The organism is Corynebacterium sp. HMSC071B10, assembly GCF_001814825.1.
Classification (GTDB): Bacteria; Actinomycetota; Actinomycetes; order Mycobacteriales; family Mycobacteriaceae; genus Corynebacterium.
This window is the reverse complement of the sequence record NZ_KV817978.1, coordinates 23,324-43,738: the sequence shown is the minus strand read 5'-3', so window position 1 is coordinate 43,738 and position 20,415 is coordinate 23,324. Positions and strand designations below refer to the sequence as shown.

The 20,415-nt window shown below is 64.3% G+C and carries 21 protein-coding genes; 9 read left to right on the top strand and 12 right to left on the bottom strand.

Translation table 11 applies throughout. From position 1 onward, the window contains the following. The first annotated feature begins 111 nt into the window (after positions 1–111). From HMPREF2990_RS02345 to HMPREF2990_RS02330, 4 genes are all read left to right on the top strand, one after another. On the top strand, positions 112–666 hold the full coding sequence (locus HMPREF2990_RS02345; protein WP_070762534.1) for an RNA polymerase sigma factor: 555 nt from the start codon (positions 112–114) through the stop codon (positions 664–666). Positions 667–731: 65 nt separating this feature from the next. Next, positions 732–1,742 (top strand): thioredoxin-disulfide reductase, encoded by a 1,011-nt coding sequence (gene trxB, locus HMPREF2990_RS02340; protein WP_083316957.1) that lies wholly within the window; start codon positions 732–734, stop codon positions 1,740–1,742. Positions 1,743–1,871: 129 nt separating this feature from the next. Next, entirely contained in the window at positions 1,872–2,195 is a 324-nt protein-coding gene (gene trxA, locus HMPREF2990_RS02335) for a thioredoxin (RefSeq protein ID WP_070762533.1), read from the top strand. A 106-nt stretch (positions 2,196–2,301) separates the two neighbouring features. Beyond that, positions 2,302–3,483: an N-acetylmuramoyl-L-alanine amidase gene (locus HMPREF2990_RS02330; protein WP_070762532.1), complete on the top strand. Its 1,182-nt coding sequence runs from the start codon at positions 2,302–2,304 to the stop codon at positions 3,481–3,483. A 1-nt stretch (position 3,484) separates the two neighbouring features. On the opposite strand, the gene HMPREF2990_RS02325 is transcribed toward HMPREF2990_RS02330, so the two are convergent. The 9 genes from HMPREF2990_RS02325 to rpmH form a co-directional block, all read right to left on the bottom strand. Then, entirely contained in the window at positions 3,485–4,723 is a 1,239-nt protein-coding gene (locus HMPREF2990_RS02325; protein WP_246817406.1) for an RNA-binding domain-containing protein, read from the bottom strand. A gap of 179 nt (positions 4,724–4,902) precedes the next feature. Beyond that, positions 4,903–5,547 (bottom strand): hypothetical protein, encoded by a 645-nt coding sequence (locus tag HMPREF2990_RS02320; RefSeq protein WP_070762530.1) that lies wholly within the window; start codon positions 5,545–5,547, stop codon positions 4,903–4,905. A gap of 4 nt (positions 5,548–5,551) precedes the next feature. Further along, positions 5,552–6,682, bottom strand: a complete 1,131-nt coding sequence (locus tag HMPREF2990_RS02315; RefSeq protein ID WP_070762529.1) for a ParB/RepB/Spo0J family partition protein — start codon at positions 6,680–6,682, stop codon at positions 5,552–5,554. Positions 6,683–6,692: 10 nt separating this feature from the next. Beyond that, entirely contained in the window at positions 6,693–7,658 is a 966-nt protein-coding gene (locus HMPREF2990_RS02310; RefSeq protein WP_070762528.1) for a ParA family protein, read from the bottom strand. A gap of 7 nt (positions 7,659–7,665) precedes the next feature. Then, entirely contained in the window at positions 7,666–8,262 is a 597-nt protein-coding gene (gene rsmG / locus HMPREF2990_RS02305) for a 16S rRNA (guanine(527)-N(7))-methyltransferase RsmG (RefSeq protein ID WP_070762561.1), read from the bottom strand. 199 nt (positions 8,263–8,461) lie between these two features. Then, positions 8,462–9,442: a membrane protein insertase YidC gene (yidC, locus tag HMPREF2990_RS02300; protein WP_070762527.1), complete on the bottom strand. Its 981-nt coding sequence runs from the start codon at positions 9,440–9,442 to the stop codon at positions 8,462–8,464. Between the two features lie 9 nt (positions 9,443–9,451). Then, the gene (gene yidD, locus HMPREF2990_RS02295; RefSeq protein ID WP_070762526.1) at positions 9,452–9,766 is read right to left on the bottom strand and encodes a membrane protein insertion efficiency factor YidD; all 315 of its coding nucleotides are present in this window, start codon (positions 9,764–9,766) and stop codon (positions 9,452–9,454) included. Continuing rightward, positions 9,767–10,150: a ribonuclease P protein component gene (rnpA, locus tag HMPREF2990_RS02290; RefSeq protein ID WP_070762525.1), complete on the bottom strand. Its 384-nt coding sequence runs from the start codon at positions 10,148–10,150 to the stop codon at positions 9,767–9,769. A gap of 25 nt (positions 10,151–10,175) precedes the next feature. Then, positions 10,176–10,313: a 50S ribosomal protein L34 gene (gene rpmH, locus HMPREF2990_RS02285; RefSeq protein WP_038593492.1), complete on the bottom strand. Its 138-nt coding sequence runs from the start codon at positions 10,311–10,313 to the stop codon at positions 10,176–10,178. A gap of 898 nt (positions 10,314–11,211) precedes the next feature. Between rpmH and dnaA the strand changes: the two genes are divergently transcribed. From dnaA to gyrB, 5 genes are all read left to right on the top strand, one after another. Continuing rightward, entirely contained in the window at positions 11,212–12,804 is a 1,593-nt protein-coding gene (dnaA, locus tag HMPREF2990_RS02280) for a chromosomal replication initiator protein DnaA (RefSeq protein WP_070762524.1), read from the top strand. A 685-nt stretch (positions 12,805–13,489) separates the two neighbouring features. Continuing rightward, complete coding sequence (gene dnaN, locus HMPREF2990_RS02275; protein ID WP_070762523.1) at positions 13,490–14,701, top strand: DNA polymerase III subunit beta; 1,212 nt, start codon at positions 13,490–13,492, stop codon at positions 14,699–14,701. Between the two features lie 27 nt (positions 14,702–14,728). Further along, on the top strand, positions 14,729–15,901 hold the full coding sequence (gene recF / locus HMPREF2990_RS02270; RefSeq protein ID WP_070762522.1) for a DNA replication/repair protein RecF: 1,173 nt from the start codon (positions 14,729–14,731) through the stop codon (positions 15,899–15,901). Further along, positions 15,894–16,493 carry a DciA family protein gene (locus tag HMPREF2990_RS02265; protein WP_070762521.1) on the top strand — a complete coding sequence of 200 codons (600 nt, stop codon included), beginning with the start codon at positions 15,894–15,896 and terminating at the stop codon, positions 16,491–16,493. Before recF ends, HMPREF2990_RS02265 begins: the two co-directional genes overlap by 8 nt. A gap of 132 nt (positions 16,494–16,625) precedes the next feature. Further along, complete coding sequence (gene gyrB, locus HMPREF2990_RS02260; protein WP_070762520.1) at positions 16,626–18,689, top strand: DNA topoisomerase (ATP-hydrolyzing) subunit B; 2,064 nt, start codon at positions 16,626–16,628, stop codon at positions 18,687–18,689. A 138-nt stretch (positions 18,690–18,827) separates the two neighbouring features. On the opposite strand, the gene HMPREF2990_RS02255 is transcribed toward gyrB, so the two are convergent. From HMPREF2990_RS02255 to HMPREF2990_RS02250, 3 genes are all read right to left on the bottom strand, one after another. After that, positions 18,828–19,262: a DUF6918 family protein gene (locus HMPREF2990_RS02255; RefSeq protein WP_070762519.1), complete on the bottom strand. Its 435-nt coding sequence runs from the start codon at positions 19,260–19,262 to the stop codon at positions 18,828–18,830. A gap of 71 nt (positions 19,263–19,333) precedes the next feature. Further along, positions 19,334–19,492 carry a hypothetical protein gene (locus HMPREF2990_RS12865; protein ID WP_168167109.1) on the bottom strand — a complete coding sequence of 53 codons (159 nt, stop codon included), beginning with the start codon at positions 19,490–19,492 and terminating at the stop codon, positions 19,334–19,336. A 415-nt stretch (positions 19,493–19,907) separates the two neighbouring features. After that, positions 19,908–20,348 carry a hypothetical protein gene (locus tag HMPREF2990_RS02250; protein ID WP_070762518.1) on the bottom strand — a complete coding sequence of 147 codons (441 nt, stop codon included), beginning with the start codon at positions 20,346–20,348 and terminating at the stop codon, positions 19,908–19,910. Between the last annotated feature and the right edge of the window lie 67 nt (positions 20,349–20,415).

Genomic DNA, 20,415 nt, shown 5'->3' with positions numbered 1-20,415 from the left:
GGCAAGCCTCCAACGCTGAATAAAATTGCCCGGCCCCCGCGCGCGAACCGCGGGGGTCGGGCATACTTGTGCCTACATCATTGAACTTGGGGGAGTTTTTGGGGGAAAACCATGCAATTTCGCACTGACCGCGAACTGTTGCGCGCGCACGCCCGCGGCGAGCAGGACGCCTTTGCAGACATCGTCCGCAAGCACAGCCCGCACCTGCTGCGGGTGGCCTACAACTATTCGCACAACGAGCACGATGCGCAGGACGTCGTCCAGGAGGCGCTGCTCAAGGCCTACCGCAACCTGCGCAATTACCGCGGGGAGGCACAGCTTTCCACCTGGCTGCACCGCACCACGGTCAATACGGCCATCGACCACAAGCGCCGCGTCTCGCGCAAAGACCGCGAAATCAGCATCGACGACGAGGACAAACTCGGCATCGAGCGCAACACTCGCCTGTCACACGACCCGCTGCGCGGCCTCGCCTCGGCCATGGCACTTCGCAACGAGGTGGCCAAGTTGCCGCGCGCCCAGCGCCGCGCTCTATTGCTTATCGACGTCCACGGCATGTCCGTCGAACGCGCCGCCGAAGAGCTCGGCGTGCGCCCCGGCACCGTGAAGTCCCGCCGCTACCGGGCCCGCTCGGTGGTGGCGGAAGCGATGATGGACCGGATCTAGAAGTAGGGCAGTACACTGTGGAACCGTAAATAGCGCACTGTCGTATGAGATAAAGGTGGAAGAAGATGACCAACCCCGGTTTTAACCTGGTCAACGTCGATAAGCTCGGCAGCTCCGAGAAGGCTGCGCCGGCAGAGGAGTCCGCCGCCGCGGACATGTTGCACGACGTGATCATCGTCGGCTCCGGGCCGGCCGGCTACACCGCCGCCCTGTACGCGGCGCGCGCCGAGCTTAAGCCCCTGGTGTTTGAGGGTTACGAGTTTGGCGGCGAGCTGATGAACACCACCGAGGTTGAGAACTTCCCGGGCTTCGCCGAGGGCGTCATGGGCCCGGATTTGATGTCGAATATGCGCGAGCAGGCCGAGAAGTTCGGCGCGGACCTGCGCCCCGAGCTCGTCGAGCGCGTCGACTTTAGCGGCGAGGAAAAGAAGGTGTACGTCGACGGCGAGGAGTACCGTGCCCGCGCTGTCATCCTGGCCACGGGTGCCGCCCCGCGCCACCTGGGCATCCCGGGCGAGGAGCAGCTCACGGGCCGCGGTGTGTCCACCTGCGCGACCTGCGATGGCTTCTTCTTTAAGGACCACCACATCGCCGTGGTCGGCGGCGGCGACTCCGCGATGGAGGAGGCCACCTTCCTCACCACCTTCGGCTCCAAGGTGAGCCTGATCCACCGCTCGGAGAACTTCCGCGCCTCCAAGATCATGCTGGAGCGCGCCCGCGCGAACGAGAAGATCGAGTTCATCACCAACACGGTCGTCGAAGAGGTCCAGGAGGCCGACGGCAAGGTCGGCGGCCTGAAGCTGCGCAACACTGTCACCGGCGAGGAGCAGATGCTCGACGCCACCGCGCTGTTCGTCGCCATCGGGCACGACCCGCGCTCCGCCTTCCTCGAGGGCCAGGTCGCGGTGGACGAGGCCGGCTACATCCAGGTCGAGGCCCCAACCACGGCGACGAGCGTGCCTGGCGTTTTCGCCGCAGGTGACGTGGTGGACAACATTTACCGCCAGGCCATTACCGCCGCGGGCGCTGGCTGCCGCGCAGCGCTTGACGCGCAGCACTACCTCGCCACGCTCTAGGTCGCGTTCTACGCAACCTGTGACCCATCTGTTACCGCGCTCCACGGTCGCGCCTCCCGGCGATCGTGCGCGCGGCACTAAGGTGGGAAGGCAACCGTGTAAAGAATGTATCGAGGAGCGAAAAACCTTATGAGCGCACCAGTTGATGTCACCCAGCAGACGTTCAAGTCCGAGGTCATCGAGTCTGACATCCCGGTTATCGTGGACTTTTGGGCCACCTGGTGTGGGCCGTGCAAGAAGCTTTCTCCCATCCTCGACGAGGTTGCCCAGCAGTTCGACGGCCAGGTCAAGGTGGCCAAGATTGACGTGGACGCCGAGCGCACCCTGGCCATGATGTACCAGGTGATGTCCATGCCCACCGTCATGGTGTTCAAGGGCGGCCAGAAGGTCGACGAGTTCATCGGTCTGCGCCCGAAGAACGAGATCGTTGAGCGGGTGCAGACGCACCTTTAAGCCCGTGGCACGCGGGTTCGCTAAGCCGGGCCCGCCCCACGTAAGATAGTGCTAACTAGGTCTGCTGACCTCCTCTTACCTGCTCCCCAACACAGAAAGGCCAAAAGTGCGTGCAACTCTTCGCGTCGGCGATTCCAGCGCTCGTGTTGCTGAGGCCCGCACCACGCTCGCGCGCCTCGGCATGTTGACGGAGTATGAGGGGTCATTGGATGACTGGAACTCCCGGAAGTTCTCGCAAGAAGAGATGCTTTTCGACGAGGCGTTGGCCGACACCATCAAAGCCTTCCAACAGTCGCGCGGCATCATGCCGACCGGCAACATCGACGACATCACGCTGCGCGAGCTGCGCCAGGCCTCGTACAAGCTGGGCAACCGCGTCCTGAGCTACCAACCGGGCCAGGAGCTCGTCGGTGATGACGTGGTGCAGCTGCAGACGCAGCTCCACGAGCTGGGCTTTTACTCCCACCGCATCGACGGGCGCTTCGGTGCCCGCACGCACGAGGCGCTCGTGGCCTACCAGCTCAACTCCGGGCTGGAGGACGACGGCACCTGCGGGCCCGACACCCTGCACGCACTCAGCCTTTTGGGCCGCCGCATCACAGGCGGCTCCGCCACCGCGATCCGCGAGCGCGAGCACGTCCGCCAGGCAGGACCACAGCTGACTGGCAAGCGTGTGGTCATCGACCCGGCACTGGGTGGCACCGAGCGCGGTCTCACGGTTGAGGGCCCCTACGGGCCGATCACCGAGGAGGAAATAGTCTGGGACCTGGCGCAACGCGTCGAGGGCCGGATGATCGCCGCCGGGGTGGAGACCATTATTTCCCGCACCCGCGGCGATAACCCCTCCACTAAGTCGCGCGCTGACCTGGCCAACAGCTTCAGCGCTGACCTGGTCATCTCCCTGCAGCTGGATCAGTACCAGAACGAGAAGGCCAACGGTGTGGCCACCTTCTACTTCGGCAGCGAGATCGGCAGCTCGTCGATGACGGGCGAAACCCTGTCCGGCTACATCCAGCGTGAGATCGCCGCGCGCACCCGGCTGCAGAACTGCCACAACCACGCGCGCACCTGGGAATTGCTACGCATGACCAAGATGCCCACGGTGGAGGTCGTCGCCGGCTACCTCACCAACCCGGGTGACCTGGCCGTGCTCACCGATCCGGCGCAGCGCGACGCGATCGCCGAGGCCATAGTCGTTGCGGTCAAGCGCCTCTACCTCATGGAGTCGGACACGCAGCCGACCGGCACCTACTCCTTCCAGGACCTGCTGCGCGAGGAGCGCGCTTAGGCTACTTGATGAAGTAGCGCGTGGTGCGGGTGGTGCCGATGCGGCGGAGCAACGCGGCGTCGACGCACTTGCGCAGCGCCCGGTAGGCCTGCTGCTGGCTCAGGCCCGTCTGCTCGGCGACCTCGCCGCTGGCCAGGCCGTTTCTTCCCGCGCGCTGCACAGCGCCAAAGACGAGCGCTTCGTTGCCCTTGAGCTCGTGGTCTACGGCCGCGCCGGCGTGGGTCACGGTGACGGTCACGCCGCGGCCGTGCGTGCCCGCGAAGCTCAGCGGCTCAAGACCCGCGGCGTCGATCTGTTCGCGCAGGTCCGGCATACCCGTGCCCGCCGCCCGAGTCAGCCCCGTCATCGCAACTGCGGTGGCCAGGTGGAGCGAGCGCGGCGCGTAGGTGGGTGTGCCCGCTGCCAGTTCGCGCGCATCCACGCCGCGGGGCAGTCCGCCGGGACTCGACACCGTCGAGCGTTCCTCCTCTAAGGCCACATACACCGGGCCGGGCTGGAAGTAGTCGCGGTGAGTCAGCGCATTGATGGCCAGCGGAAATGCGGGGCCAAGCGTTGTGCGCTGCTCATTGAGGGCGTGCAAGATTGACGCGACGGGTCCGGAAGTCCGATGCGTCTGGTGGGTGTGCCGCCGATCCGAGAACACTAGCTGGTGGTAGGGGAGGTGTTTCGCGATCGCCTCGGCGCGGCCGAACAGCGCGATGGCGCCGAGGGTCAGCGGGGTAGGAGAGTCGTCGCGGAAGCCCAGGGAGCGCACCAGGCCGTCGTCGCTGCGCTTGGCAAGCAGCGCATCGCCTCCATGCGCGGCGGCCAGGTCACGGAAGTGTTGGACTGCGGCCGGGTCGAGGTCGGCTGGCGTGGCGCCCTCGGCGGGCAGCAGCGCCCAGTCGATCCCGTTGGCGTCGCGGTAGCGGGTGAACAGGTATGTGGGGTCCATGCCGACGCTCTCGGCGACGCCTTGCCCGTTGAGACGGCGGGCGAGATAGGTGCCCCACGTGGTGGCGACGGGGCTCGGATGCGCGTCGGTACTCACCGCGACGACCTCAGCGCCGTCGAGCGTGGCCGTCTCCACCTCCACGTGAAGCGGCGGATTCGTATAGCGCCGGACCGCCATGGCGAGCTCTGCCGGGTCGGTACGCTCGCCGTGGAAAGGGTAGCATCCACTGATGGAACCGTCGCTATCAACACCGATGAAAAGGGTGCCGCCGTCGGTGTTAGCGAGCGATGCCATTGTTTCAATCACGCGGCGTTCATTAATAAATGCGCCCGATTTGCGGCGCGCGAACACCCTGGTCAGGCCTTGTCCCTGAGCGATTGATTCATGGATATCCGCGGCAGCCATGCAGCTATCTTACATCATTGTCATTCACGCACCGCACTGGCGGAAATGATGGCATTGATTGATTGAATGAGTGAATCTACTTAGCCTGCGGGTACGGCGGCGAGCAGATCGGCGATTTCGTGGGCTGCCATGAGGTCGAACGCCGGCGGCAAGGCAAGCCGCAGGCGGGGGAGTACCGGGTGGTCGGCCACCACGCGGAAGCCCGCAGATTCGAGGATGGACACCTCGGTCAGGCCGATCGAGGCGGCGTGGCGGGCGATGCGCGCAACTGCAGAGTCGGCGGCGTCGGCGTCGGGGCGCAGCCCAAAGACCTCGAGGGCTTGGGCGCCGGAGCTGGTGGCGGCGGTGATGGTGGCGTCGAGAAGCACTGCTTCCCAGCCGCGATTCTTCGCGCTGGTGGCGATGTGCAGGCTAGTGACAACCCATGCGTCGTTACTCATGGGTGCCGTGGGCATGCGGGCAGCGCCCGGGGCGTGCTCCGGCGGGCAGAACAGGCAGGTCGCGAGCGCGCCGGTGGTGGTCGTGGGCTCGGCGATGGAAAAGCCAATTGGGTTCTGCGCGTAGCAGCGAGCGAGCAGCCACGCGCCCTTGTCCAGCTCTGAGGTGGGGTTCTCGCTGGTCGCTGCCGGGTCCAGCTCCCAGAAGACGCTGTCGGCTGCGCGCGGGTGGACGCGTGCGAGCGTCGATTCCTCGAGCGCGACGAGCTGTCCCCCGGGTAGCGCCATGGTGCTAGTCTTCGCCCTGGATGAGCCCCATGATGCGCTCGAAGTCGTCCTTGTCGCCGAACTCGACGACGATCTTGCCCTTGCGCTTGCCCATGGTCACCGAGACCTTGGTGTCCCAGGCGTCCGCGAGGCTGTTTGCGGCGTTGGTGAGGTACTCCGGCTGGGGGACGGGTTCGCGTTTCTTCTTCTCGGGAAGCGCGCCGTTGTTGTTCAGCAGCGTGACGGCCTCCTCGGTCGCACGGACGCTCAAGCCCTCGGCGACGATGCGGTTGGCCAGCTCGTTCTGCGCGGCCGACGTCGCTGCCTCGCTGTCCAACTTCACACCGAGCAGCGCGCGGGCATGGCCTGCGGAAAGCACGCCCGCAGCCACGCGGCGCTGCACATCAACCGGCAGACGAAGCAGGCGGATCGCGTTGGTGATTACGGGGCGAGAGCGGCCCAGCTTGTCGGCGAGCTGCTCCTGGGTCACCCCGAATTCCTTGAGCAGCTGCTCGTAGGCGGCGGCCTCTTCCAGCGGGTTGAGCTGGACGCGGTGGATGTTCTCCAACAGCGCGTCGCGCAGCATGTCCTCATCGGAGGTCTCGCGCACGATCGCCGGGATGTGCTTGAGTCCCGCCTTGGAGGCGGCGCGCCAGCGGCGCTCGCCCATGATCAGCTCGAAGCCGTCCTTGGTGTCGCGCACCACGATCGGCTGCAGCAGGCCGAACTCGCGGATGGAGTGGACCAGCTCGGCAAGCTCGTCCTCGTCGAAGACCTGGCGCGGCTGCTTCGGGTTGGGGATGATCTGGCCCAGCGGCACCTCTTGGTAGCGCGCGCCAACCGGCACCGGCTGCATCACGTTGTCTTTCGCCGCCGTCACCGTCGGCGCACCCTTCACCGGCCCGCGCGGCGTGCCGCCCAAGGTCGGGGCACCCTTGACCTTCTTCTTCGGCGCACCTTTATCTTTCTTGTCCTGCGCGGCCTGCTCCTGCTCAGCGTCGCGACGATCGCGGGCCCCGGCGTTGTCTCCGAAAATGATGTCGGAGGCGTTGTTACCAATCGCGCCGGTCTTGCCGGTGGTATCTGTTGATGCGGGGGCGGACGGGATCAGCGCGGCAAGGCCGCGGCCAAGTCCACCTTTACGTTGTTGTGCCATGAATTTCTCCTTAGTTTCCCTCGTCCGCGCTGTCTGAACTGCCATCAAGCTCCGCATACACCGCCGGGCTCACACCAATCGGCCCGGTCGTTTCGTGCGGCTGGTAGTCCCCACGCGTCGCCAGCTCGCGCGCCGCGTCAAAGTAGGCGAGCGCACCGCGCGAACCCGGGTCGTACTCGATCACGGTCTGCCCATAGCCGGGCGCCTCAGAGACCTTCACCGAGCGCGGGATCACGTTGTTCAGCACCACCTGGCCGAACTGGTCGCGCACCTCTGCTGCCACCTCAGCTGCAAGCTTCGTGCGCGCGTCGTACATTGTCAGCAGGATCGCCGAGATATGCAGGTTGTGGTTCAAATGCTCGCGGATCATCCCGATGTTGCCCAGCAACTGGCCGACTCCCTCCAGCGCGTAGTACTCGCACTGGATCGGGATGAGCACCTCGTCCACCACAGTCATCGCGTTAATCGTGAGCAGGCCCAGCGACGGCGGGCAGTCAATGAACACGTAGTCAAAGCCGTACTCATCCAAAAAACCGCGCCGCAGCGCATCGTGCAGGCGGTACTCGCGTCGCACCATGGACACCAGCTCGATCTCAGCGCCCGCCAGGTCAATCGTCGCCGGGATGCAAAAGAGATTCGGGTTGTTCGGGCTCTCCTGCACCGCATCTTTCGCCTCGGCCTCGCCGATGAGAATCTCGTAGCTGGACACGGTCCCGGAGGTGTGCTCGGCGCCGAGCGCAGTCGAGGCGTTGCCCTGCGGGTCCAGGTCGACCACAAGCACCTTCAGGCCCTGCTTGCTCAGCGACGCCGCCATGTTCACCGCCGTCGTCGTCTTGCCCACCCCGCCCTTCTGGTTGGCGATAGTAAGCAGCCGTGGGTGGTCCGGCTTCGGTAGAGTCTTGCGCCCCGAAGTCATCTGCGCGGCCCGCTGTGCAGCCGCCATGATCGGCGTGTCGTCGTAGTTTTGCTCGTCCATGCTCCCCCTACTTTCGCACGATCCGGATCAGGGTGGTCGGCTGCGCAAGCAACCCCTCGCCGACCTGGAAAATCTCCGCGTCCACACCGCCGGCCTTGCGGATCTGCGCCCCATCGCGCTCGAGCTCTTCGCTTACCGACGCCCCCTTCATCGCCACCATGGCACCCCCGTGCCGCACCAGCGGCAGCGACCAGCCGACGAGCTTGCCCAAGGGCGCGACCGCGCGCGAGGTCACCGCGTCGAACTGCCCGCGCTTCTGCTCTTCGGCACGGCCCCGCACGACCGTCACGTTGTCCAGGCCCAGCTCGGTCTTCACTTCCTTGAGGTAGGTCGAGCGCTTCAGCAGCGGCTCGATCAGGGTCAGCTGCAGATCCGGGCGCGCAATGGCGAGCGGGACGCCGGGCAGGCCCGCGCCAGAGCCAACGTCGGCGACAGAGGCACCCTCGTCGAAAGCCTCGGCAGCAACCGCGCAGTTGAGGATGTGACGCTCCCACAGCCGGTCCACTTCCTTGGGGCCGATGAAGCCGCGCTCGGCGGCTACCGTGGCCAGCGAATCGTGGTAGGCCTGCGCCAACTCGACGCGATCACCAAAGACGGTGCGCATAAGCTCGGCATTTGGGGTTGCTTGCGGGCTGGGTTCCGACACGGCTGTGCACTCCTTCGCGGCAAGGGGAATTCTCTAGCAACCGACTCTAGTAAATGCGCCAAACTTTGGGGCAATCGTGGCGTCGACAAGCAACAAGGGCCCCACACGCAAAAAACCCGCCGCCTTTGCACAGGCGACGGGTTGGGGCTTGAGCGGGCTACTTGCCCTGCTTGCGCTGCTTCTTCGTGCGCTTATCCACGGTACGAGCACCGACCTGAGGTGCGGAGGCGCGCTTCGCCTCGCGCTTCGCGGCCTCTTCCTCCTCCTCTTCCTGGTCCATCTTGGCGTAGACAATCCGGGTCTGGAAGAAGGTCCAAATGTTGTTGGACAGGGAGTAGAAGAGCAGGCCGACGTGCCACACGAAGCCGGTGAACAGGATCATGCCCGGGAGGAACCACAGCATCATCTTGTTCATCATCTGCATCTGCTGGTCCATCATCTGCGCGTTGTCACCCTGCGGGGTGTTCACCTTGCCGGCGGCGCGGCGGGCCTGCTGACGCTGGATGGACATGCGGGCGTTGAGGTGCGTAAACGTCGCGGACAGGATGACCAGCGGGAGGCACACCGCAATAATGTGCGCGCGGGTGAGCTCATCCACACCGGTAAAGGCCGCGAATGCGTCCTCCGGCATAGACATGTACGCCGAAAGCGGGACGCCGAAGATGTCGGCGTCCAGGAAGGAGCGGACATCCTCCGGGGAGAAGGCGTAGTTGGCAATATTGCGGTTTTCCTCAACCGACAAGCCCAGCGCGCCCGGGCCCGTGCCGGTGCGGTTAAAGGAGCGCAGCACGTGGAACAGGCCAATGAACACCGGCATCTGGACCAGGGGCACCAGGCAGGAGGCGAGCGGGTTGGTGCCCATCTCCTTGTAGAGCTTCTGGGTCTCCTCGGCCATCTTCTGCTGGTCGTTTTTGTACTTCGTGCGGATCTCCTGCATCCGCGGCTGCATCTCCTGCATCCGGCGCATAGATCGCATCTGGTTGACCATCGGCTTGACCAACAGTGCACGGATCGTCACCGTGAGCATAATGATGGACAGCGCCCAGGCCATACCCGAGTCTGGTGAGAGAATCGCGCCGAAGAGTTTGTGGTAGGCCCACAACACCCATGAAATCGGCCAATAAATGAAGTTCAGCACTTTCGGCAGTTACTCCTCATCGGTTCGTCGTGTGTTCGTTTCCGCAGCGTGCGGGATACTTCCCGGGACCGGATCGTAGCCGCCCGGATGCCAGGGCCCACACTTCGCCACCCGCGCAGCCGCAAGCCACGTGCCTTTCACGGCACCATGCCTTGCGACGGCCTCCAGCGCGTACGCGCTACACACAGGCAGAAAACGGCAGGGCCCACCCAGCTTAAGGGGTGAGAGATACTTTTGGTAGAGGCGCACCAGCTTCACCAGCGCGGATGCGACAGGTCCGCGGGGTGCGGGGATCTCGCCGCCCGCGAAGTTGTAGTACGCCATCTACGTTGTGCGCGTCGGTGTGTCCGCTGCCTTGTGCCGGGCTTTGTTTTGAGCTTTCGCCAGCGCGCGGCCGAAGTCGCGATCCAGCTCGGCACTCGTCGCTGTTGCCGCGGCTGGCAGCGCGCGAATGACCACGTCGAACTCGCGCGGCAGCGACTCCGCGTGTGCGCGCGCGATCGCGCGCAGTTTGCGGGAGACCGCGTGCCTGGTCACGGCGTTGCCCACCTGCTTAGACACCACGAGCCCGAACCGGGGCCCGCCGTAAATAGCGGTCTCGGTTCGGGCTCGCAGGTGGACCACCAGGGTGCGTGACCCTGCACGCGAGCCGCGCATCGTGCGACGAAAATCGCGCGAGGTGGCGAGCTTCAGCGAGGAAGGCAGCACGGTGGCTTTAGTGGCTTGAAGGGCTTTACGCGCTCAGCTTTGCGCGGCCCTTCTTGCGGCGCGCGGAAACGATGGCGCGGCCGGCGCGGGTACGCATGCGGGCGCGGAAGCCGTGCTTGCGTGCGCGACGACGGTTATTGGGCTGAAAAGTCCGCTTAGACACGATGGACTCCTTGTAGTTACATCACGGCGGCCAGCGGTGCGCAGCGTACTGCGTACCTCCCGGGGCAGAGGCCGCCTCCGTTAAAAAAGTTGTGTTGAGATTGCGTATTCCAAGGTTCCGCATGCCCCACCTGCACAGACTCGCCCTTGCGGGGGCCCGGTACTCGGCGCGGGTGGCGCTCTCAAGCGCGCAAGGTGTGCCCGGGCTGCCGGATACTTGGGCCGTATCGGGTGGCAGCGCCAGGCGCAACAGGCGCGACAGACTTCACTAGGGTACGTGAGGTTTCCCCCGCGCGACAAATCGACACGCCCCGCGATACAGAGGGTGGTGGCGGGTACCCCCGGAATTACAACAGTGTGTTTTTTCGCAGGTAGGGCCGGGTTCTTAGGGCGCGTAGTGCGCGAACCCCGACTTTGTCGGCCCGTCTTACCCGACACGTGTTCGAAGTCTTCGGGTTATCCACATTCCGCGCTTCGCGCTCATCTAGACACTGCGAGGTGACAGCGGGTAACAATGTTTTATCACCACAATTTCACATCACTTTTGTTCACAGCGAGCGGCAAAGCTGTGGATAACTCTGAAGTACAGGTTGAGACTTTCGCGGAAAGCTGCGCGTTTTCGCAGCTCATCGCCGTTTCGCATCTGTGACAAAGTTATCCACAGGGTTATGCACCCGTTGTGGATAGAACCCAAACGCAAATCTATCCACAGGTGTGGATAAACTTGTGGAAGATGAGGTGAGGGCCCCGCGGGGTCCTCACAAACTTGTGGAGGCACCGCGAATTCCGGTGGATTCCGCGGTGGGTTTTGAAATTACATGTTTCACCCGCCGCGAGCCCCATCGCGCGCCTCCCTTGTATTGCATGCACCGACACCGACCGAAGAAGGGGAGCTCCAAGTGGCCGAGCAACACGTTGAATCGCTGTGGCGCGACATTGTCACCGAGCTCCTGCAGCTCTCCGAGCGCCCGGATTCCTCGGTCCCGCAGCTGACCTACCAGCAGCGCTCCTACCTGCAGCTAGTCAAGCCCATCATGCTTGTCGACGGCTACGCAGTCCTGTCCGCACCCCACGCCGCCGCCAAAACCGTGGTGGAGGAGTCGCTCGCTCCCCACATCACCTCGCTGCTGGCCTCTCACATGGGCACCCCTTTTGCGCTGGCAGTCTCGGTAGCACCGACCCCACCGCCGGCAACTGCAGCACCGGCCGAGGCCCCAACCTCGGTGCCGGAAGAGTTCACGCCGGAACCTGTGCAGCAGCCCACCCAGCCTCCGGCACAACCTCCAGTTCAGCCTGTGTCCCAGCCGCGCCCTGAGAGCACTGCGCCCGGGGAGCAGATCCCGATGAGCCTGGATGAGCTGGCGCAGATGCACGCCAAGCAACAGCCCGCCCAGGGCCACCCGACGGTGCCGCGGCGTATTCCGCGCGAAAAGCCCGCGCACGATCCGGACCGTTCGACCAGCCTGAACCCGAATTACACCTTCGAGAACTTCGTCACCGGTTCCTCCAACCGCTTCGCCAATGGTGCCGCGCTCGCCGTCGCCGAGACCCCGGCCCGCGCATATAATCCACTGTTTATATGGGGCGGTTCCGGCCTGGGCAAGACCCACCTGCTGCACGCGGCGGGCAACTACGCCCAGGTCCTGCAGCCAAACCTGCGGGTCAAGTACGTCTCCTCCGAGGAATTCACCAACGACTACATCAATTCGGTGCGCGACGACCGCCAGGAATCCTTCAAACGCCGTTACCGCGACCTGGACATCCTGATGGTGGACGACATCCAGTTCCTGCAAGGCAAGGAAGGTACGCAGGAGGAGTTCTTCCACACCTTCAACGCGCTGCACCAGGCGGATAAGCAGATCATCTTGTCCTCGGACCGCCCGCCGAAGCAGCTGACCACCCTGGAGGACCGCCTGCGCACCCGCTTCGAGGGCGGGCTGATTACCGACGTCCAACCGCCGGACCTGGAGACCCGCATTGCAATTCTGATGAAGAAGGCGGCCGCGGACGGCACCGTGGTCGACGACGCCGTCTTCGAGCTGATCGCCTCCCACTTCGAGGCGTCTATCCGCGAGCTCGAAGGTGCCTTCATCCGCGTGTCCGCGTACTCCTCGCTGTCCAACGAGCCGATCACGCTGGAGAACGCCCGCGCCGCGCTGCGCGACATCTTGCCTGATGAGGCCGATGTGAAGCTCACCGCCGACACTATTAAAGATGCGGCCGCAGAGTACTTCAGCCTGACCCTGGAGCAGCTCACGGGTGCCGGTAAGGCCCGCCAGGTGGCGCATGCGCGCCAGATCGCCATGTACCTGTGCCGCGAGCTGACCGACCTGTCGCTGCCGAAGATCGGCGACGAGTTCGGCGGTAAGGATCACACGACCGTGATGTACGCCGATCGGAAGATCCGTAAGGAAATGACGGAGACTCGCTCGACGTACGACGAGATCCAGGAGCTTACCCAGATCATCAAGAACAAGGCGCGCCAGGGCTAGACGCGCACGCTGAGACCAGAGAACCCACCTAGGTGTAGCCGGGTGGGTTTTGTCATGCGCACCCCTCAAACCTCAAAATCACCAATGACCACATAAATCACACGGCTACCACTATCCACAGCGTTCTCCACACCTGTGTAATTACGCCGTTGTAACTTGGAGATCTTGCTCACTTTTCAGCGGTTATCCCCAACCGGAACGTCAGCTCGTCGCAAAGCGCGACCTGCGGTTTTCGGGTGTGGACAACCCCATATCCGCATGTGAACAGGCGGTGGACAACTCCGGGTCTCGTGTGGATGGATTTCCGGGACCGGAAGTTATCCACAATCGCACCGAGTTATCCACAGGCATTACACACGCGGAATCACACCCCAGATTCGCGCTACTACCACGGCCAAAACCCCGAAATCCACAGATTGCACAGCACCTACTGTTGTTACCAACTCTTTTACTTGTAATTCCTCTAAGAGAAAGAGAGCCTGTGCACTTCCGCTCGCCGCCCGGTCCCTGCCGCCCCAATTCTTGGAATTACAAGTTTTCCTACCCAAGCTGGCAACGGTCTCCCTTTCCGCCTAGAGTGAGAACGTAAATTACACACCCGGTGCTCGAGGGGAATCCGTCTCGCCCGGAGCTGGTAAACCACACATCCGCCTAGGAACGACAAGCAAGGGAGCGTTACGCCGTCATGGTCGAAAGCATCGGTGACAACTCCGCTGGCACTGGCGTGTCATTTCGGGTCCACAAGGAGGACCTCTCCGACGCCGTCGCGTGGGTAGCGCGAAGCTTGCCCACCAAGAGCACGCAGCCAATTCTTCGCGCGATTGTCATTACCGCCGATGAGGAGGGCCTGGAGCTCGCGGGCTTTGATTACGAGATCTCGACGCGGGTGCGCCTCGGAGCTGAGATTGAGCACCCGGGCAAGGTCGCGGTAGCAGGCAAACTGCTTGCTGAAATTGTTGCGTACATGCCGAACCAGCCGGTGGAGGTCTCCACGGACGGCAACACGATGAAGTTGGTGGGCGGCAAGGCCCGCTTCGAACTGCCCCTGATGTCCCTGGACGATTACCCGCAGGTCCCGGACCTGCCGGAGACCACCGGCCAGATCGCCCCGGCGGCGCTGACCCAGGCTGTCACCCAGGTCGCCTCCGCGGCGGGCCGGGATGACACGTTGCCCATGCTCACCGGTATTCACATGGAGATCCGCGGCGAGAAGCTCCGCCTGACCGCCACGGACCGTTTCCGTCTTGCGCTGCGCACCCTCGAGTGGGAGCCGAAGAGCCCGGAGGTGGAAGCCAAGCTTCTGGTCCCGGCCAAGACCCTGCTGGACAACGCCCGCACCCTGGATACCCACCTGGAGGATCCGGTCGAAATCGCCGTGGGTGCCGAGGGCAACGTCGGCGCCGAGGGCCTTTTCGGCATGCACGTGGGCAACCGCGAGACCACCACGCGCATGCTGGATGCGGACTTCCCCAACGTGGAGCCGCTGCTGCCCAAGGTGCACACGTCCATGGCCACGGTCGAGGTCGCACCGCTGATGGAGTCCATCCGCCGCGTCTCCCTGGTGGCGGACCGCAACGCGCAGGTGCGCCTGCACTTCACGCCGGGCGAGGTCTCCCTGCACGCCTCCGGCGCGGATTCGGGCGAGGCCAGCGAGTCGCTCGCGTGCGCGTTCACCGGCGCCGACGAGCTGCTCATCGCGTTTAACGCCGGCTACCTGCGCGACGGCCTGTCGGTGGTGGACACGGATCGCGTCGTCTTCGGATTCACCGAGCCCTCCCGCCCCGCGATTATGATCCCGGAGCCGGAGGAACTGCCGGAGGCGGACGCGCAGGGCGAGTTCCCCACGCCGGATACCCACTTCACGTACCTGCTCATGCCGGTGCGCCTGCCGGGTTAAGCCGGAGAGAGCTCTCAAGGGCAATTCGTGTACGTAAGCCAGCTTGACCTGCGCGATTTCCGCTCTTGGCCCGAGCTCAACGTGGAGCTCGAACCGGGGGTCACGGTGTTTTCCGGCCGCAACGGGCACGGCAAAACCAACATCGTCGAGGCGGTGTATTACACCTCGGTGCTGGGCAGCCACCGCGTGAGCACGGACGGCCCGCTGGTGCGCTCGGGCGCGGAAAACGCGCGCATCTCCGCCACGATCATCAACGAGGGCCGCGCCCTGACCACGCACCTGCTGCTCAAAGCCGCGGGCGCGAACCAGGCTCAGATCAACCGCACGCGCCTGAAATCCCCCCGCGAGCTGGCCGGGGTGCTGCGCACGGTGATGTTCTCACCGGAGGATCTGCGCCTGGTCACAGGTGAGCCCGCGGAGCGCCGCCGCTTCCTCGATGCACTCGCCGCGCTGCGCACCCGCCGCTTGGGCGGAGTGAAGGCGGACTATGACAAGGTATTGCGCCAGCGCAACGCGCTTTTGAAGCGCTCGAACATGGTACTGCGCCGCGGCTACAGCGATGCGCAGGGTGCGAGCGCGCTGAGCACGCTCGATGTGTGGGATGGGCAGCTCGCCACGCTCGGCGCCCAGGTGATTGCGGGTCGCCTCGCGCTTATCGACGCCCTGTCGCCCCACATCACCGAGTCCTACACCGCAGTCGCCCCCGAATCCCGACCAGCGGCAGTCCACTACACCTCCACCCTGGACAAAGCCGTGCGGGAACTGGCCGGCGAGGCCTCGCAGGACCCGGCCATCCTGGAAGCAGCGATGCTCGCCGAGCTGGGGCGACGCCGCGAGGAGGAACTCGACCGCGGCACCACGCTTGTTGGCCCGCACCGCGACGACCTGGTGCTCATGCTGGGCGATGCGCCGGCCAAGGGTTACGCCTCCCACGGCGAGACCTGGTCGTTCGCGCTCGCGCTGCACTTAGGGGAATACGCCCTGCTCGTGCAGGATGGGGTGGAGCCGGTGCTGATCCTGGACGACGTCTTCGCCGAGCTGGATGCGAAGCGCCGCGAGCGTTTGGTCCACGTGGCCGAGGAAGCGGAGCAGGTACTCATTACCGCCGCGGTGGGAGACGACCTGCCCGGCAACCTGGACAACGCTGTCTCGGCCCGCTACACCGTGCGGATGGACGAGGGGGTGTCGTTCCTTGAGTGACCTGGTGCAGCAGACTTTTGAGCAGTTGCGTGAAACGGCGCGGCACGGCGGGAGGAAGCTGCCGAATTTGAAGAGGCAGGGTGTGAATGTGGTGCCGCGTCGGAGCGTCGATAAGCGAATGCTCACGAACGCCACCGAGGTGCAGGTGCCTGGCCTGAACTTTGCCGAGGAGAAGAAGCGGCCGTGGGTCAGACGCGGGCGGCCGACGGGGCAGGACGGGCGGGCACTGCCGCGCAGTTACGAGGTGGCTTCGTTTTCGGCGCTTTTGGGCAAGGAGGTGCGTCAGCGCGACTGGACCGAGCACATGGCCTACGGCTGGGTGATGGGCAACTGGGAATCGCTGGTCGGCGCCAAGATTGCGCAGCACACGAAGGTGGAGATGATCAAGGACGGTGAGGTCCACATCACGTGCGACACGACCGCCTGGGCCACCCAGATGAAGTATATGCAGTCCACCATCCTGCGGGCGCTCGCGGAGAAGCTCGGGCCGGATGTGATTACAAAGCTGCACATCTTCGGTCCGCGCACGAAGAGTTGGCGCTACGGGCCGCTGCACGTGAAGGGGCGCGGGCCGCGGGACACGTACGGGTAGAGCGCGAATACCGCGCGAGAAACGCCCTCTCGCTGGCTCGCCTGGTGCCCTAAATGGTCCCCACACCGTGTAAGATAGAGCGGGTTAAACACGCTTTTGGCACATATTGCTTTATAGAGGAGAGTCCAAGCAGTGGCTGAACATCAACCTCATTACGACGCGTCATCGATTACTATCCTTGAGGGTCTCGAGGCTGTCCGCAAGCGCCCCGGCATGTACATCGGTTCCACCGGCGCGCGCGGCCTGCACCACCTGGTGTGGGAGGTCGTGGACAACTCGGTCGACGAGGCCATGGCGGGCTACGCCGACCGCGTCGATGTCACCCTGCTGGCCGACGGCGGGGTCGAGGTCGTGGATAACGGCCGTGGTATCCCGGTGGAAATGCACCCGTCCGGCGCGCCGACCGTGCAGGTGGTCATGACGCAGCTGCACGCCGGCGGCAAGTTCGACTCTGAGTCCTACGCGGTCTCCGGTGGTCTGCACGGCGTGGGTATTTCCGTGGTCAACGCGCTGTCCACCCGCGTGGAGGCGGACATCAAGCGCGACGGTAAGCACTGGTACCAGCGCTTTGCCAACGCGGTGCCGGAGAAGCTGGAGGAGGGCGGCAACGCCCGCGGCACCGGCACGGCCATCCGCTTCTGGCCGGACCCGGAGATTTTTGAAACCGTCGAGTTTGATTACGACACGATTTCGCGCCGCCTCCAGGAAATGGCATTCCTGAACAAGGGCCTGACCATTACACTCAAGGACGAGCGCGTCACCGACGAGGAACTCGAGCTCGAAGCCATCGCCGAGGAAGGCGAGACCGCCGCCCTGGTGGAGGAGGAGTCCTTCGACGACGAGACGGTCGTGGACGACGCTTCCGGTTCTGAGGAAGTCGCGCCAAGCAAGAAGAAGAAGCGCGAGAAGAAGGCCACCTTCCACTACCCGAATGGTCTGATCGACTACGTCGAGTACATCAACAAGGGCAAGAGCGCGATCCACCCGTCCGTTATCGGTTTTGAGCAGAAGGGCGAGGAGCACGAGGCGGAGGTCGCACTGCAGTGGAACAACTCCTACAAGCAGTCGGTGCACACCTTTGCCAACACGATTAACACCCACGAGGGCGGCACGCACGAGGAGGGCTTCCGCGCGGCGCTGACCACGCTGATGAACCGGTACGCCCGCGAACACAAGCTGCTCAAGGACAAGGAGCCGAACCTCACCGGCGACGACTGCCGCGAGGGCATCGCCGCCATTGTTTCCGTGCGCGTGGCGGACCCGCAGTTCGAGGGCCAGACGAAGACGAAGCTGGGCAACACCGAGATCAAGGGCTTTGTGCAGCGCACCGTCAACGAGCACCTCTCCGACTGGTTCGACGCCAACCCTGCGGAGGCGAAGGCCATTGTCAACAAGGCCGTGTCCTCCTCCCAGGCCCGTCAGGCGGCGCGTAAGGCGCGCGACCTGGTGCGTCGCAAGTCCGCTTCCGACCTGGGCGGGCTGCCCGGCAAGCTGGCGGACTGCCGCTCGAAGGACCCGGTGAAGTCCGAGCTGTTTATCGTGGAGGGCGACTCCGCAGGCGGCTCCGCGAAGGGCGGGCGTGACTCCATGTACCAGGCCATCCTGCCGCTGCGCGGCAAGATCCTGAACGTGGAGAAGGCGCGCATGGACCGCGTACTGAAGAACGCCGAGGTCCAGGCCATCATCACGGCGTTGGGTACCGGTATTCACGACGAGTTTGACATCAACAAGCTGCGCTACCACAAGATCGTGCTTATGGCCGATGCTGATGTGGACGGCCAGCACATCGCCACCCTGCTGCTGACCCTGCTGTTCCGCTTCATGCCGGACCTGGTCACGGATGGGCACGTCTACCTGGCGAACCCGCCGCTGTACAAGCTGAAGTGGGCGAAGGGCCAGCCGGGCTACGCGTTTACCGACGCCGACCGCGACCGCCTCCTGGCCGAAGGCCTCGAAGCCAACCGCAAGATCAACACCGACGACGGCATCCAGCGCTACAAGGGCCTGGGTGAGATGAATGCGAAGGAGCTGTGGGAGACCACGCTCAACCCGGAAACGCGCATCCTGCGCCGCGTCGAGCTCGAAGACGCGCAGCGCGCCGACGAGCTGTTCAGCATCCTTATGGGCGATGACGTGGCGGCCCGCCGCAGCTTCATCACCCGCAAGGCAAAGGACGTTCGCTTCCTCGACGTGTAGCTGGTTGTACGGCGAAGGCGCGGTCCCTGTTGGGGGCCGCGCCTTTTGCTATTCATGTGTGAAAGATTCCGCACATATTCTCGAGGTGGGAAAATTCACCTGCGGAAACGCAAAAGCGATGTCGGATCTTTCACGGTATTACGCGTGCTTCTGCACGATCTGCCCCAGCTCGGGCAGGGCCGGGCCGACAATCTTCGCCGCTTTATTGCGCAGCGAGGTGTAGACCTTCTTCACCGGCCCCGGCAGCGAATCCACGGCGGCGTCGGCGGCCTTGATGAGGTCGTCGACGACTTCATCCTCGTGGTCGGAAAGGTAGCGGCCAAAGTCGGCACCGTTCTCTGCCTCGAACTTGGACCAGTGGGGCTGCAACCCGTCTACCACCTTCGGCAGGACCTTGTTCATGCCCTTGGGGATGGCGTCTGCGTCTGCCTTCTTCCCGGCGGCCAGTGCGGATTTCATCGCCATGCCGGTCAGGCCGGACTGTTTGGCCGTGGTGGTCTCTGCCAGCTCAGCCAGGTCCTTGGCCACTGCGGGGCGGGTTTGTGCATCGAGCAGTTTCTGCAAATCAGACATGGCACACAGTCTACTTCCGGGAATGCAAAAAGCCCGCCACAGTGGGCGGGCTCAGCGTTGCACCGTACAGCTTAGAAGCGGATGCCGTACTTGGCAGCAGCGATGCGAGCTGCGCGGTCGATCGGCATGCCCGGGTGGCGCTGGGAAACGGTGTAGACCTCGAGCACAGCCCAGATGGTTGCAACGGAGGAAGCGAGACCGACAAGTGAACCAACGATGGTAGTAATCATGATGATGTCCTTAGGAGTAGTAGACGGTTTGAATGTCGAACCTGAGTATAAAACAGACAAACGTGTAGCGCGCGGGAAAACGGGAACTATTTTTACACTTGGCGGGAATCTGTACACAGCTTCCGGTCAGCTACCCCACAAAAATAGGGCGGCCCCGGCTCTCCGGGACCGCCCTGTCAACGGTGGGTTGTGGCTCTTCCGCCACAGTGCTCGGGCTGTGTGATGCCGTAGGGAAACGCTTGCGCATCTTCTGAAATCGGTATGCCACGGGAAAGGGCGGCGTACCGGAGGGAAGCGTCATCCTCACGAGTCACATGAGTCACTGCAACCACAACTGTGACAAACTTAGCACGGCCTCAATAGCGCCGCCATGTCAGGTGGTCTGAGGGTGGAACGCGACCGCGGAAACCCCGTCCTAGCGGGGCATTTGCGGCAACTGCGGCATCGGCAGCTGCTGGCCTGCGAACTGCTCGGCCAGTGCAATCCAGGCGGGCACGTCGAAGATGCGGTTGCCCTCCGAAGACCCGTAGACGCCGCTTAAGCCCGCCTGCTTGGCGATGTCGTCGACGGCCTGGCGGAGGGGCGGGGTGGCGTCGATAAGCAATTGCACCGCGATGAAGGTCGCGGCCGCAGCGATGCCTAGCGATAGCGGGGCCGATCCTGTGTACGCGCTGCCAAGGGCGGGCTGCTCGGGGACTTTCGGCCCGTCCTCGGGGACCTTGCCCTCGGGGACCTTCGAGCTGGAGGAGCCCGATGAACCGGCGGAAGACAGTTCGGTCACACCTGCGTGCGCGGGCGCGGGGACGGTGGAGGCGAGAGCGAGCGCGGTGAGCGCGGCGAGCGAGCGTTTTCTCATGCCCAACACTTTATGCATGTCGGCGGGTTTGGGGGAACCGGCGTGCCGTGCGCGGCGTCTAACAGGT

Bases quoted from the DNA above. Each gene is read 5' to 3' on its own strand.
- HMPREF2990_RS02310 (WP_070762528.1), bottom strand. From the start codon at position 7,658: ATGGACGAGCAAAACTACGACGACACGCCGATCATGGCGGCTGCACAG.
- yidD (WP_070762526.1), bottom strand. From the start codon at position 9,766: ATGGCGTACTACAACTTCGCGGGCGGCGAGATCCCCGCACCCCGCGGA.
- HMPREF2990_RS02250 (WP_070762518.1), bottom strand. From the start codon at position 20,348: ATGAGAAAACGCTCGCTCGCCGCGCTCACCGCGCTCGCTCTCGCCTCC.
- HMPREF2990_RS02255 (WP_070762519.1), bottom strand. From the start codon at position 19,262: ATGTCTGATTTGCAGAAACTGCTCGATGCACAAACCCGCCCCGCAGTG.
- HMPREF2990_RS12865 (WP_168167109.1), bottom strand. From the start codon at position 19,492: ATGATTACTACCATCGTTGGTTCACTTGTCGGTCTCGCTTCCTCCGTT.
- dnaN (WP_070762523.1), top strand. From the start codon at position 13,490: ATGGTCGAAAGCATCGGTGACAACTCCGCTGGCACTGGCGTGTCATTT.
- rsmG (WP_070762561.1), bottom strand. From the start codon at position 8,262: ATGCGCACCGTCTTTGGTGATCGCGTCGAGTTGGCGCAGGCCTACCAC.
- HMPREF2990_RS02320 (WP_070762530.1), bottom strand. From the start codon at position 5,547: ATGGCGCTACCCGGGGGACAGCTCGTCGCGCTCGAGGAATCGACGCTC.
- trxB (WP_083316957.1), top strand. From the start codon at position 732: ATGACCAACCCCGGTTTTAACCTGGTCAACGTCGATAAGCTCGGCAGC.
- HMPREF2990_RS02315 (WP_070762529.1), bottom strand. From the start codon at position 6,682: ATGGCACAACAACGTAAAGGTGGACTTGGCCGCGGCCTTGCCGCGCTG.
- HMPREF2990_RS02345 (WP_070762534.1), top strand. From the start codon at position 112: ATGCAATTTCGCACTGACCGCGAACTGTTGCGCGCGCACGCCCGCGGC.
- trxA (WP_070762533.1), top strand. From the start codon at position 1,872: ATGAGCGCACCAGTTGATGTCACCCAGCAGACGTTCAAGTCCGAGGTC.